Raw genomic sequence first — 12,653 nt, forward strand, 5'->3', positions numbered from 1 at the left:
GGTCTAAAGCCCTTCAGTGCGTCGCGATCACCCTCAGAACTTGTACGTCGCGCCGATCTGCGCGAACCGGCCGATGTACGAATACACCGACGTGTCGTACCCGCTCTGGCTCAGCGTGCCGTTCGCGAAGATCGGGTCGTACGGCGGCGTGCGGTTGAAGAGGTTGTCGATGCCGCCGTAGATCGTCCAGTTCTTGAAGCCCGTGTACGTCACCATCAGGTTGAACTGGCTGTACGACCCGACCTTGCTCGGCTCGGGCATCAGGTTCTGCGCGTACGGGCCCGTGAACTGCCACGTCAGCGCCGCATCGAACTTCCGGTAGTTCCAGTCCAGCGTCGTGTTGCCGCGCCAGCGCGGGAAGCTGCCGCCGAACGGCTGCGTGATCGTGAAGTTGTTGCCCGCGCCGTTGACCGGCGCGGCGCCCGGGAAGCCGATCTTGTAGCTGTTGACGTAAGCCCAGTCGCCCGACAGCGTAATCGTGCCCCAGCCCTTCAGCGGCAGGCCCTGGCGGAACGTGCCTTCGAAGCCGTTCGTGTCGAGGTAGCCGAGGTTCTGGTACGGAATCACCTTGTACAGCAGCTGGCCGGTCGCCGGGTCGGTCACGACCTGCGACGGCTTGCCCTGGCCGATCACATTGTCGATGCGGATCTTGTACCAGTCGAAGCCGAGGTCGGTGTAACGGCTCGGCGAGACCTGGAAGCCGATATTGAGGTTGCGCGTGCGTTCCGGCGCGAGGTTCGGGTTGCCGACGGTGATCGACGTGTAGTTCTGGCCGGTGGTCGGATCGACCTGGATGCCGAGCGTCTGCGACTTGCTGTCCTCGACGAAGGTCGGCGCGCGGAAGCCGCGGTTGTACGACGTATATAATGTGAGCGCCTTGATCGGCTGGTACCGCAACGCGAAGCGCGGCGAGAAAGCGCCGCCCACGTCGGTGTAGTGATCGTAGCGGCCTGCCTGGCTGAACGTCAGGTTCTCGATGATCGGTATGTTGATCTGGTAATAGATGGCCGCGACGTTGCGCTGGCCATCCACTGTCTCGAGGTCCGGTGTGATGACGGCCCCGCTCAGGTACTCGGAACCCGGCGTCAGCGTTTCGCTCTGGTGCGTGAACTGCGCGCCGAAGCCGATGCCGACGTCGCCGGCCGGCAGATGGAACAGGTTCGGCGTCGACAGCGTCGCATCGATCGTGTCGAGCTTCGAGATGCCGAGGTTGTTCGCTTCCTGGAACAGCCCGTTGAACGCGTTCGGCGTCGCGGCCGGGTTCGCGAAATTCAGCGTGCCGTTCTGGTAGATGTTGTTCAGCGCATTCACGTTCAGCTGGTTCGTGAACACGTTCGACACCGTGCTCTGCGAGTGGCTGACCGACGTCGCCCAGTCCCAGTCGCCGTACGGCAGCGTGAACGAGCCCTTGATGCCGGCGGCCGCCCGCCAGTAGTTGGCCCAGGTCTTTTGCGCGACCGTGTTCGGAAACGCATAGGTGAGCGGCGTGGCCGCGCCCGTCGTGTTGTACGGGTTGCTGGTCGGTACCGTGTAGTTGAACGGCGACAGCAGCTTCGTCTGCGGATTCCAGACGAGCGCCGGGTTCTGCGAGTTGCCGATCACGTTGTTCCACAGGCCGTCGTTGGTCGTGGTCGTGTTGTAGCTCTCGAGGAAATCCGCGAATGCGGTCGTCTTGTCGTCGATCTTGAAGTCACCATGGAGCTTCGCGTTCAGGCGCTCGGTCATCGGCAGGATCGACGTGCTTTCCGCCGTGTTGTACCCGCAGATGGTGCCCGGCAACCCGGCCGACAGCGAATTCGACGCGGCCGGATGAACCGAGCCACCGAACGGGCAGCCGCCGTTCAGCGCCTGCGCACTGCCGTCGGGCATGTTCCAGTAGGACGGCGCGAGCAGCGAGAAGCCGCCCGGCTTGCCCGTGAAGTCCTGGTTGCGCGTGGAGTCACGGTCGGCCAGCGTGAAGCCGTTCGACTTGTAGTAGCTGAGCGCGGCCGTCACGTTGAAGCGGTCGGCGTTCAGGTCGCCGAAGCCGCCGAGCACGCCGAACTTCATCGTGCCGTCGCCGTTGCCGGCGTTGATCGCGCTGCCGAGGCTGCCGTCGAGCTGCAGGCCGCGGAAATTGTGTTTCGTGATGATGTTGACGACACCGCCGATCGCGTCCGAACCGTACTGCGACACGGCGCCCGTCTTCACGATTTCGATCCGCTCGATGTCGTTGAGCGGGATCGTGTTGAGGTCGAAGAACGAATCGACGCTGTTCGAGAAGAATGCGTACGGTGCGACACGCTGGCCGTCGACCAACACGAGCGTGTACTTCTCCGAGAGGCCGCGCAGTGCAATGCCGGCCGCGCCGGCCGCGAAGTTGCCCGATTGCCCTTCGCCCCAGCTGTTCGCCGAGTTGGCTGCCGCGTCGCGCAGGAAGTCGGCGACGGTCACCGCGCCGCTGGCCTGGATTTCCTTCGGCGTGATCGTCTGCACCTGCTGGAAGCCGGTCTTGTCGGCCTGCCGGATCAGCGAACCCGTTACTTCGAACCGCTTGATCTGCGCGACCTTGCCCTGCCCGTCCGCACCGGGTACGGCAGGCGTCGCCTCGGCTGCCGCGCCGGCCGACGCATCGGGCGCTGCGGTGCTCGCGGCAGCGGCGGCACCCGATGTGCCGCCCGCCTGTGCAACGGTCACGGGCGTGCCGCTCGCGACCGCATCCGCGATCGCGACGGCGCCCGGCGCCGGCTGGCTCTGGGCGAACGCCGGCGGCGCCAGTGCGGCCGTCAGCGCCAGTTCCGCCCAGACTATCCTCTTGATGGCCAACGCCAAAACGCTCTGCTTCATCTTGTTCCCTCTCGCTCGTAGTAAGACCCCACCTGCTGTGCGCCGGAACCTTGTGAATTCCTTGCGCGTCCTGGGTGCCCGTGTACCGGAACCCGCGATTGCCACGCTTTCGACTGCCACGACTCGAACGGATCGGCCTCGGGGCACCCGCACCATCCAGCGTCACCGTCGTTTTCTATTTTGTTTCGACATGCTAAACACCTACATTGAGCGCATTGCTTGCTTCTTCCCGATTCGACGAGCAGCGGGTTGCGTACAACGCGAACCTGTATGCGCGCCGTGCTGCGCACCCCCTGCCTTCGATCGGGTACTTCTCCTTCGTGCCGGCCGCCCTCGCTAGAACAGCCTGGGCGTGCCGACCCAGACGATCACCGCCTCTTCGTCGGCCGTGTTGCGCCACGCATGCGGCATCGTCGATTCGTAATGCGCGGTATCGCCCTCGTTCAGCGTGAACGTGCAATCCTCGAGCGTCAGCGCCACCTGCCCGCGCAACACGTAGACGAACTCCTCGCCCGCATGCGTCGTCATCTCGGAAGGCAACTGCCCCGCCGGCATCCGGACGAGAATCGCATCGAGCTTGCGGCCGTCCACTAGATTCGTCAGCCTCGCGAACCGGCTGGCCGAGTTCGTGAACTGGAAATACTGCAGCGCGTTGCCGCGGCATACCGAACGCGCTTCCGTCGGCGTGTCGATGAAGTACTGCATCGTCACGCCCAGCGCCTTTGCGATCCGGACCAGCGACGTGATCGACGGCGTCGCCCGCCCGCGCTCGACCTGCGACAGGAACGGCTTCGAAATGCCGGCGATCGTCGACGTTTCGTCGAGCGTGAGTTTCAGGCGCTGGCGCAGCGCCCGTATCTTGTTGCCTAGCGACACGGCGACGAGCACCGACTCATCAGGGGGCAAAACCATGGAAAGACGGACCCTCGCAGTCGAAATCGGTTTGATGTCGTCAAGCCTCGACCGATGCCGTAACGCGACCGGCCCGGCGCGATACCCCGCTGCACGCTGTCGCGGCGTGCAAGCCACGCGCGGCGCGGCACGGTACCCGCGTCGCGCGGCCACGCAGCCCTCACGCATTTCATTCGGTTTACTAATTAACAAGGCCACCCCTTTCCATCGTCTGACCTGCCCGTCGCGCCTCGGTACCATCGCGGCGGCACACCGCTTGCCGACCGCGCCCGCGCTGCGCGCCGTCGCACCTTTCCGTGGCGTTACCGGGATGCCACCACCGTCCAGAGCCGTGCCAGGTCACCGGAACCGTCGGTCCCCTTGACCGTGCGCAGCACCTGGACCGCGCGCGCCTTCTGGCCTGCTACGTAATACGCCTCGCCGAGCCGCAGCCGTGCCGCATCGGGATGCTCGAGCCCGCCCTTCGCGATCGCCTGCTCCATCATCGGCAGCCCCTGCTGCGCATGGCCCTCGAAGACGAGGTTCATGCCGGCGTCGATCGGTGCCGCCGGCGTCGCGGTGTCGCCGCCCGGTTGCGCGCGCTTTGCGGCGAGCGCCTGCAGCCGCTTCTCGCGATCCGCCTGCGCGTCCTTGCCGAGTACACCGGACGCGAACCCCTGGTCGATCACCTGCTTGCCTTCGGCGGGCGACCCCGCAACCAGTGCGAGCTGCGTCATCTCCATGTACGCGTTGGCGGTCGCGAGCGAGCCCGTCGCCCGGCGCAAACGGTAGATGTCGAGGTCGAGCGACGGCAGATACCCTGGATTGCCGCGAATGGCCGTGACCATTTCGTCCCAGTACGCGGGGCTCGGGTGGTAGGCCACCAGCAGCCCGAGCGCGCTGCGGTACGCGTTGCCGTCCTTCACTTTCTGCGCACAGGTCGCAAGCATCTGCAACTGTCCTTCATCCGGTGCGTGCCCGCCATTCGCCTGCGCGTCGGTACTCGCTTTCAACTGGCTCACGAGCGGTGCGCAATCGTTCGACAGGTAGTACGACTGCGTGAGCAGCGTGCGCATTTCCGGATCCGAGCCGCCTGTCTTCAGGTAGCGCTGTGCAATCCGGATCGCCAGCGGGTAGTTCTTCTGCTGGAAGTAGATGCCGGCCAGCGCTGCCGTCGTCCGCTGCTCGTCCTCGCCCGACAGCCGCCCCGAGTTCAGCACCGTTTCGTAGGCCTGCGCGGCCGTGCCTGAGTCACCGGCCGCCATCGCTGCCGCGCCGCGCATCTCTTCCACCACGGTGGTTTCGTACGGCGTCCGGTTCGGCACGGCGGCCGCCTGGGCGATCTTGCCCAGCGCGTCGCGATACTTGTGCGCCCGGTACAGTTCCTGTGCGGCCGCCAACGGTTTCGCCACGTCCGGCCGCAGTGCGTCCGCCGGCAACGCCGGGCGTCCGAGCATGCCGGCCGCACCGAGCGCCGTCACCGCCATCATCCGTTTCCATCGTCGCTGGTTCATCGGCTCGTCCGTGTCGTCATTGCATGAACTGTTCGTTACCGATCAGGCCGATCTTGGTCGCGCCCACGCGTTGCGCGGACGCGAGTATGGCGGCCACGTCCTTGTACGGCACCAGCTTGTTGGGGCGCAGATGGATCTCCGCCTGCACGGGTTCCGCCGCCACCTGGGTCAGTTTCGCCTCGAGCGCCGAACGGTCCGGCACCGGCGCACCGTTCCACGTCGTCGTGCCGTCGAAGTCGATGTCGATCTGCACGATTTCCGGCGGCGTGGCCGGCGGCGGCGGATTACCCACCGGCAGGTCCATCTTCACCGAATGCATCTGAATCGGGATCGTGATGATCAGCATGATCAGCAACACCAGCATCACGTCGATCAGCGGCGTGGTGTTGATATCGACCATCACTTCCGGTTCGGCGTTGCTCCCGCCCGAAGGCACATTCATTCCCATCGTCGACTCCTGTCGATCCACGTTAGCGCTTTAGCGCTTACGCTGGTCCCATGCTTCGCGGTCGATCCACGTTAGCGCTTCAGCACTTACGTGGATCCCATGCTTTGCGGCCGACCAGCGCCAACGCATCAGCACTTACACCGATCCCAAGCCTCTCGCTCGGCCAGCGTCAGCGCTTCATCACTTCCCGCCAGCCCCCTGTTCCACCACGATTCCCTTGCACGACTATCCACCGCGCGCAGGCGGCTCCGTAATGAACGACAGTTTCGCGATCCCCGCGCGCTCGCACATCGTGACCACCCGGCCGATGAACTCGTAGCGCGTGTTCTGGTCACCCCGCACGTGGACGCTTGGCTGCGGCTGCTGCTGCGACACGTCCTTCAGCTTCGCGAGCAGCGTCTGTGCATCCACCCGTTGCTCGCCCCAGAAGAAATCGCCGTCGCGGTTCACCGCGATCTCGATGCTCTTCGGCGTCGTCTGCAGCGGCTGCACCGTCTCCTTCGGCAACTGAAGCTGGATCGTGTGCGTCACGACCGGAATCGTGATCAGGAAGATGATCAGCAACACCAGCATCACGTCGACGAGCGGCGTCGTGTTGATGTTGGCGATCACCTCGTCGCTCTCGTCCTGCCCGACGTTCATGGCCATCGCGCGCCTCCGTCAGCCGATCAGTTCGCAAGCGACGCGGCGGCCGGCGCCGACGACGCGCGCACCGGCCGCCGATTGCCGGCCAGCAGCACCGTGTGCAGTTGCGCGCCGAAGTTGCGGACCCGCTCCATCACCGACTTGTTGCGCCGGACCAGGAAGTTGTAGCCGAGCACCGCCGGCACCGCGACGGCGAGGCCGATCGCGGTCATGATGAGCGCCTCGCCCACCGGGCCCGCGACCTTGTCGATCGATGCCTGGCCGGCGATACCGATGGCCGTCAGCGCGTGATAAATCCCCCAGACCGTGCCGAACAGCCCGACGAACGGCGCCGTGGAGCCCACCGTGGCCAGGAATGCGAGCCCGTCCTGCATCCGGTTCGACACGTTCGTGATCGAGCGCTCGACCGATACGTCGATCCACGTGTTGCGGTCCACCGCTTCCAGCAGCGCGTCTTCATGGTGCTCGCCGGCTTCGATCGCCGTTTCGGCGATGAACCGGAACGGCGACGCCTCGTCGAGCAATTTGGCACCCTCGGCCAGCGACGGCGCGCTCCAGAGCTGCGCGTCCGCCAGTTTCGCGCGGCGATTCGCGCGCAACTGCTCCAGGAACTTCGTGATCATGATGTACCAGCTTCCCATCGACATGATCACCAGCAGGATCAGCACGAAACGGGCGACGAAGTCGCCGTTCTTCCATAGCGCGCCGAGCCCGTACGGATTCTCGACCGCTTCCGTCGTGGCCGGTGCGGGCGGCGGAGCCGGCTCGGCGGCGGCCGGAGCCTGGGCCGGGGCGGCCGACGGCGCCGCGGACTGCGCCGATGTGCCGGCCGCGCCGCTTGCCTGCGCGTGGGCGAGCTGCGGCGCAACGAACCCGTCGATTGCGGCGACGGACATCAGGATGCTTGCCGCCAGCGCGGCCAGTGAACGCTTCGTCATACCCCACTCCAGTTATTTCGGTGAACTTATTACACCAGTTCGAGATGGTTTTCCCCGGCCCGGTTCGCGCCGGGCCGCCCACTGCATCAATTCAGATTGAACGAGAACGGTACCTGGACCCGCACCGACTGGCCCTGCGCGACGCACTTGAATCGCTTCACGGTGTTGTAGGCAGCGCGATCGAGGATCGGGTCCGCCGACTGCGCCACGCGCTCGTTCGTGATGTTCCCTTCCGCATCCACGACGAATTCGATCGTCACGTCGCCCGTGATGTTGTTTTCCTGCGCCTCCTTCGGATACTGGATCGACGCGCGAAGCGTGTCCGAATTCGGGCAGACGACACCCACGTCATGGCTGACGGGCTTGGCCGGCGCCGGCGGTGCCACGACCGGCGCCTGCACGGCCGGCGCGGACGGTACCGGGGCCGACTGGTGCGTGATCGTCGCCTGCGGCGGCGCCTGCACCGGCACTTCCGGCGGCGGGACGAACGGCGGCGGCGGCGGCGCGAATTTCGGCGGCGGGAGTTTGACCACGGGCATCGGCGGCGGCGGCGGCGGCTTGACCGGCTCGATGATGCGGGTTTCGATCGGGTGCTGGATCACCTGCACGACTTTCGTCGCAAGGCCATTGAGCAGCGCGTAGATCAGCACGGCATGCAGCACCAGGACAACCCCGATGCCGCCGAACCGGCGTACCGGATTCTGTTGCTTCTTGCCGAACTCTCGCGGGCGGCCCAGCGTAGCCAGTCCGCTGTTCGACGTAGCCAGACGTTCTTCGACTTTCATGCCCACCATCCATCCCCCAAGCGATTCGCCCAGTTTCGGATTGCTGCCGGCGGTGAAGCCAGGTCGGCATCGCCACCGCATCAACCCGAATATTTCAATTCAAATTCAATTAGCAATCCAAATTGAAAGAATTCAATTCGAATTCCAATTCGTTCGTTTTCAAGGAATCGTTCCGGCCGGCGCGGCCCGGAGTATCACCGGGAAACCACGCGCCTGCACGGTCAGGCAATTGTCAGCTGAGCGGGTGGCACCTTACACTTCGTAGACGATTCGCCGTTCGTTACACGGTGATGTCATCGGCGCCGCTCACTTGGGTGCAGAAGATAGCAAGGAAAAAATTTTGACGTCAAACTTTATTTGATGCCCGAATACAAAGTTTGGAGGGGTTATTCAAATAATATTCCGGTAAGCACAAATCAAACTTTTATTATTGGAACGGTAATTGAATTGTATGGATATATGCAAAACCGGATATTGGGCTGCTTCAGCATAAATATCGGCGTATTTCGTGCGCTGCACCAAAACAGGTCACTCGGGAAGCGACCCGCAGGATGCGTCCCCTCGCCTCGTCAACGCCTGCATCGGTCGCGCGATGCGCTGATCGACCGCCTCGAACTGGTGGACATCGCCGTCTCAAAGCGCCCAACGCACCGTCGATACCCGAACAGTTAATCCGGAATACGATGCAAATTCAAGGCCGTCTCGCCGATCCGAATACCAGGATAAATATTTCGCATATCGAATTAACTATCCGACGGCCTACCCCTTGACACTGCACACAACCCTGTCACGCATGCACCGACAGGTGCCCGTGCACCGCGTGCGTCATGAATGCATGCCCTGCATCTTGTGCGAGAAATGCGCGCGCTCGGCCGTCTCCATCAGCGTCAGGAATTCATCCTGCATCATGTGGATCAGTGCTTCGTGGTCGCCGGCCTCGAAATAGACTTCCGGCTGCTGCGCGAGACGTTCCTCGAGAAACGTCTTCATCCCGTACGCCATGCACACCGGCGGCAACGCGCCCATGTCGCAATCCTTGAACAGCTCGCGCAGTTCGACTTCCCGGGCGAGCACGAGATGGCGCCCCGTCTTCACCCAGAGATCCGACAGGCGCACGGCGTGCGTGGTCGGCAATACGGCGGCGACGTAGCCTTCGTCGTCTTCGAGGAGCACGGTTTTCGCGAGGCGATCGCCGGGAATGTGCGCGGCGGCGGCCGTCTCCATGCTTGTATGGCTATAGGGGTGGTACACCACTTCGTACCGCGATGACTTCTGGCGCAGGCAATCCTGCAGGGTGGCTGACACAGGCATGGCACACCTCGTCTGGGCGAATCGGGCGAACGGCGTTCGCACCGGATTCGTTCAGCATAGGTCGCATTCGGTCGGATGGAAATCCTCACCTCTCCCGCGCCTCATCCGAGCTCAGCTCCCGGGTCCAGCCCCCGGGTCCAGTCCCTTTTCGCGTAGCCATTCCCGATTGAAAAGCCGCGTGCGATAGATGTCTCCACGGTCGCACAGCAAGGTCACGATTGTGTGCCCCGGCCCCATCCGGCGGGCCAGCCAGGCCGCCGCCGCGACGTTGATGCCGCTCGATCCGCCGACGTACAGCCCTTCCTCGCGCAGCAGCCGGTAGACCATCGTCACGCACTGCTGATCGTCGATCCGCACGGCGTCGTCGATCGGCGTGCCCGCAAGGTTCTCGGTGACGCGCGTCGACCCGATGCCTTCGGTGATCGAGCTGCCTTCCGCGCCGAGGTCACCCGTTTTCACGTAACCATAGAGCCCGCTGCCGTGCGGATCGGCCAGCACGATCCGGACGTCCGGATTCTGCTCTTTCAGATAACGGCTCACGCCCGCCAGCGTGCCGCCCGTGCCGGTCGCGCAGACGAACGCATCGATCGTGCCCGCCGTATCGCGCCAGATCTCGGGCCCGGTCGTCTCGTAGTGCGCCTGACGATTGACGACGTTGTCGAACTGATTGGCCCACACGGCGTCGTCGAGTTCGTCCGCGAGCCGTCCGGCAATCTTCTGATAGTTGTTCGGGTCACGGTAGGGTGCCGCCGGCACCGGACGCACCTCGGCGCCGAGCGTGCGCAGGATCGCCAGCTTGTCCGGCGATTGCGTGTCGGGAATCACGATCACGCAGCGATAGCCGCGCGCCGCGCAGATATGCGCCAAACCGATGCCGGTGTTGCCCGCCGTGCCCTCGACGACGGTGCCGCCCGGCTTCAGCACACCACGCCGCTCGGCGTCGCGGATGATGTAGAGTGCCGCGCGATCCTTCACCGACCCGCCCGGATTCATGAATTCCGCCTTGCCCAGGATCTCGCAGCCCGTCTCTGCGCTGAGCTTCGTCAGGCGAATCAGCGGCGTACGCCCCACGCAGTCGACGAAACCTTGTCGCACGTCCATGACTCCCTCCGTTGCCTTCGCGCGGCACGCGTGCCCCACACAACGAAGGATAGGCCGCCCTCGCGCCTTTCGTCGCCGGCCGCCACGTATTAAGCTTGAAGAGCCCATTGCGGCGGACGCGCCGCATCGCGAGACGAGGTCCGCCATGCTGCAACTGCACACCGTTGCCGTCGACAAGCCCGAGACCGTGAACTTCATCCTCGGCCAGTCGCATTTCATCAAGTCCGTCGAGGACATCCACGAGGCGCTGGTCGGCACCGTGCCCGGCATCCGCTTCGGGCTCGCATTCTGCGAGGCGTCGGGCAAGCGGCTGGTGCGGCACTCAGGCACCGATGCGGCGCTCGTCGAACTTGCCTGCCGCAACGCCAGCGCGATTGGCGCCGGTCACGCGTTCATCGTGTTCCTCGGCGACGGGTTCTATCCGGTCAACGTGCTCAATGCGATCAAGGCCGTGCCGGAGGTCTGCCGGATCTATTGCGCGACCGCGAACCCGACCGACGTGATCGTCGCGGAAACCGCGCAAGGACGCGGGATCGTCGGCGTCGTCGACGGCTTCGCGCCGCTCGGCATCGAAAATGACGACGACGTCCGCTGGCGCAAGGACCTGCTGCGCACGATCGGCTACAAGGCGTAGGGACGGGCCCGCCGGGTGTGGCCTGTAGACCAGGCTGCATCGAAACCGCGTCGCGGCCGGGATTTTAGCGCGGATGGCACTCAGACCGTTAGTTGCGTTTATGAGTGCGGGCGCACCTCGTTCGTGTCGTGCCGCTACCGTCCGCCTGCCCTATACTGGCTGCAGCAGACTGACGGCCGCGCCGTCGCGCCGGCCGCCGCGATTCCTTCCGGAGCGACCATGCATTACCAGCTGATCTACGAACTCGTCGACGATTACCTCGCCCGGCGCGAAGCGTTCCGCGCCGAACACCTCGCGCTCGCGCAGGCCGCGACCGAGCGCGGCGAACTCGTGCTTGCCGGCGCGCTGCAGGAGCCGGCCGACCAGGCCGTGCTCGTGTTCGAAGGCGATTCGCCGGAAGCGGCCGAGTCGTTCGCGCGTGCCGATCCGTACGTGCAGAACGGCCTCGTGACATCCTGGCGCGTGCGGCCGTGGCGCGTCGTGGTCGGCAAGCACGCGCCGCCCCGCGCGTGAAGCAAGGCTACAGCCACCCTGCCCGCTTGAAGCGCCACCACAACCCGAAGTCGGCGGCGACCATCACCGCGATGCAACCGTAGAAGCCGTATTTCAGGTGCAGTTCGGGCATGTTCGCGAAGTTCATTCCGTAAATGCCGGCGATCATCGTCGGTATGGCAAACAGCGCGGCGAACGAGCCGAGCCGCTTCGTCACCTCGTTCTCGGCCAGCGAGATCATCCCGAGGTTGACCTGGATCGCCGTGACCACCATCTCGCGCCGCCCTTCGATCGTCTTCACGATCCGCTGCAGATGGTCGTACACGTCGCGAAAGTACGGCTCCATGCCGCTGCAGACTTGCGGAATGCGCCCGCCGGTGAGCTTCGCGAGCGGCTCGATCAGTGGCGCCGTGTGCTGGTACAGCATCACGAGCCGGCGCTTCAGCGAATAGAGATCCTCGATGATCGCGCGCGACGATGCGGGCGTCGCTTTCGCGAAGATGCGGTCCTCGAGTTCCTCGAGTTCGGCGCCGAGCGTTTCGAGGATCGGGAAATAGCGGTCGACGACCTGGTCCATCAGCGCGTAGAACACGAATGCCGAGCCTTCCCGGAGCAGATGCGGCTCGCGCTCGCAGCGCTTGCGCACGTCGCGAAAATCCTGCTCGGTATGGTTGCGGATCGACAGCACGTAGTTCGGGCCGATGAACACGTTCAACTCGCCGACATTGAATTCACCGTCGTCGTCCAGCTCGACCGTATGCAGCACCGCGAACAGCGAATCGCCGTACTCCTCGATCTTCGGCCGCTGATGCCCCTTGCGGGCATCCTCGAGCGCCAGTTCGTGCAGCCCGAACTCCTCGCCCATCAGGTCGAGTTCGGCGGGCGTCGGATCCTTCAGCGCGACCCACACGAAGCATTCGGGCTTCGACACGTAGTCGCTGATGGCGTCGATATCGATATCGGCCAGCTTGCGGCCGTCCTGGTATGCAGCACAATTGATCAGCATGGTGTCCGTGACGTTGCGGTTTGCGCATCAGTTTACCGGTTTGCTGCGCCGGCGGCCCGGCT

The 12,653-nt window shown here is 64.5% G+C and carries 12 protein-coding genes; 2 read left to right on the plus strand and 10 right to left on the minus strand.

Annotation, left to right across the window (positions count from 1 at the left end; genetic code table 11):
* Nucleotides 1–33: 33 nt before the first annotated feature.
* From B7G54_RS10890 to B7G54_RS10930, 9 genes are all read right to left on the minus strand, one after another.
* On the minus strand, nucleotides 34–2,826 hold the full coding sequence (locus B7G54_RS10890; RefSeq protein ID WP_085039103.1) for a TonB-dependent receptor: 2,793 nt from the start codon (nucleotides 2,824–2,826) through the stop codon (nucleotides 34–36).
* A gap of 336 nt (nucleotides 2,827–3,162) precedes the next feature.
* Nucleotides 3,163–3,738, minus strand: a complete 576-nt coding sequence (locus B7G54_RS10895) for a helix-turn-helix domain-containing protein (RefSeq protein WP_085039104.1) — start codon at nucleotides 3,736–3,738, stop codon at nucleotides 3,163–3,165.
* Between the two features lie 302 nt (nucleotides 3,739–4,040).
* On the minus strand, nucleotides 4,041–5,231 hold the full coding sequence (locus B7G54_RS10900) for a tetratricopeptide repeat protein (protein WP_085039105.1): 1,191 nt from the start codon (nucleotides 5,229–5,231) through the stop codon (nucleotides 4,041–4,043).
* A 16-nt stretch (nucleotides 5,232–5,247) separates the two neighbouring features.
* Entirely contained in the window at nucleotides 5,248–5,679 is a 432-nt protein-coding gene (locus tag B7G54_RS10905) for an ExbD/TolR family protein (protein WP_085039106.1), read from the minus strand.
* A gap of 225 nt (nucleotides 5,680–5,904) precedes the next feature.
* Complete coding sequence (locus B7G54_RS10910; protein ID WP_085039107.1) at nucleotides 5,905–6,327, minus strand: ExbD/TolR family protein; 423 nt, start codon at nucleotides 6,325–6,327, stop codon at nucleotides 5,905–5,907.
* 20 nt (nucleotides 6,328–6,347) lie between these two features.
* The gene (locus B7G54_RS10915) at nucleotides 6,348–7,262 is read right to left on the minus strand and encodes a MotA/TolQ/ExbB proton channel family protein (protein WP_085039108.1); all 915 of its coding nucleotides are present in this window, start codon (nucleotides 7,260–7,262) and stop codon (nucleotides 6,348–6,350) included.
* An 86-nt stretch (nucleotides 7,263–7,348) separates the two neighbouring features.
* Nucleotides 7,349–8,047 carry an energy transducer TonB gene (locus tag B7G54_RS10920; RefSeq protein WP_085039204.1) on the minus strand — a complete coding sequence of 233 codons (699 nt, stop codon included), beginning with the start codon at nucleotides 8,045–8,047 and terminating at the stop codon, nucleotides 7,349–7,351.
* A gap of 825 nt (nucleotides 8,048–8,872) precedes the next feature.
* Nucleotides 8,873–9,358: an aminoacyl-tRNA deacylase gene (locus B7G54_RS10925; protein WP_046545780.1), complete on the minus strand. Its 486-nt coding sequence runs from the start codon at nucleotides 9,356–9,358 to the stop codon at nucleotides 8,873–8,875.
* A gap of 111 nt (nucleotides 9,359–9,469) precedes the next feature.
* The gene (locus B7G54_RS10930; RefSeq protein ID WP_085039109.1) at nucleotides 9,470–10,459 is read right to left on the minus strand and encodes a cysteine synthase A; all 990 of its coding nucleotides are present in this window, start codon (nucleotides 10,457–10,459) and stop codon (nucleotides 9,470–9,472) included.
* Nucleotides 10,460–10,604: 145 nt separating this feature from the next.
* Here B7G54_RS10930 and B7G54_RS10935 point away from each other — a divergent pair, with 145 nt between their 5' ends.
* Nucleotides 10,605–11,093: an adenosine-specific kinase gene (locus B7G54_RS10935; RefSeq protein WP_106408961.1), complete on the plus strand. Its 489-nt coding sequence runs from the start codon at nucleotides 10,605–10,607 to the stop codon at nucleotides 11,091–11,093.
* Nucleotides 11,094–11,312: 219 nt separating this feature from the next.
* Complete coding sequence (locus B7G54_RS10940; RefSeq protein WP_085039110.1) at nucleotides 11,313–11,606, plus strand: YciI-like protein; 294 nt, start codon at nucleotides 11,313–11,315, stop codon at nucleotides 11,604–11,606.
* Between the two features lie 7 nt (nucleotides 11,607–11,613).
* On the opposite strand, the gene corA is transcribed toward B7G54_RS10940, so the two are convergent.
* Complete coding sequence (corA, locus tag B7G54_RS10945; protein ID WP_085039111.1) at nucleotides 11,614–12,591, minus strand: magnesium/cobalt transporter CorA; 978 nt, start codon at nucleotides 12,589–12,591, stop codon at nucleotides 11,614–11,616.
* Nucleotides 12,592–12,653: the final 62 nt, after the last annotated feature.

Source organism: Burkholderia puraquae (assembly GCF_002099195.1).
GTDB classification, from domain to species: domain Bacteria; phylum Pseudomonadota; class Gammaproteobacteria; order Burkholderiales; family Burkholderiaceae; genus Burkholderia; species Burkholderia puraquae.

Excerpts from the sequence above, each read along its gene's own strand:
- B7G54_RS10890 (WP_085039103.1), bottom strand. The coding sequence starts at position 2,826 with ATGAAGCAGAGCGTTTTGGCGTTGGCCATCAAGAGGATAGTCTGGGCG.
- B7G54_RS10895 (WP_085039104.1), bottom strand. The coding sequence starts at position 3,738 with ATGGTTTTGCCCCCTGATGAGTCGGTGCTCGTCGCCGTGTCGCTAGGC.
- B7G54_RS10900 (WP_085039105.1), bottom strand. The coding sequence starts at position 5,231 with ATGAACCAGCGACGATGGAAACGGATGATGGCGGTGACGGCGCTCGGT.
- B7G54_RS10905 (WP_085039106.1), bottom strand. The coding sequence starts at position 5,679 with ATGGGAATGAATGTGCCTTCGGGCGGGAGCAACGCCGAACCGGAAGTG.
- B7G54_RS10910 (WP_085039107.1), bottom strand. The coding sequence starts at position 6,327 with ATGGCCATGAACGTCGGGCAGGACGAGAGCGACGAGGTGATCGCCAAC.
- B7G54_RS10915 (WP_085039108.1), bottom strand. The coding sequence starts at position 7,262 with ATGACGAAGCGTTCACTGGCCGCGCTGGCGGCAAGCATCCTGATGTCC.
- B7G54_RS10920 (WP_085039204.1), bottom strand. The coding sequence starts at position 8,047 with ATGAAAGTCGAAGAACGTCTGGCTACGTCGAACAGCGGACTGGCTACG.
- B7G54_RS10925 (WP_046545780.1), bottom strand. The coding sequence starts at position 9,358 with ATGCCTGTGTCAGCCACCCTGCAGGATTGCCTGCGCCAGAAGTCATCG.
- B7G54_RS10930 (WP_085039109.1), bottom strand. The coding sequence starts at position 10,459 with ATGGACGTGCGACAAGGTTTCGTCGACTGCGTGGGGCGTACGCCGCTG.
- B7G54_RS10935 (WP_106408961.1), top strand. The coding sequence starts at position 10,605 with ATGCTGCAACTGCACACCGTTGCCGTCGACAAGCCCGAGACCGTGAAC.
- B7G54_RS10940 (WP_085039110.1), top strand. The coding sequence starts at position 11,313 with ATGCATTACCAGCTGATCTACGAACTCGTCGACGATTACCTCGCCCGG.
- corA (WP_085039111.1), bottom strand. The coding sequence starts at position 12,591 with ATGCTGATCAATTGTGCTGCATACCAGGACGGCCGCAAGCTGGCCGAT.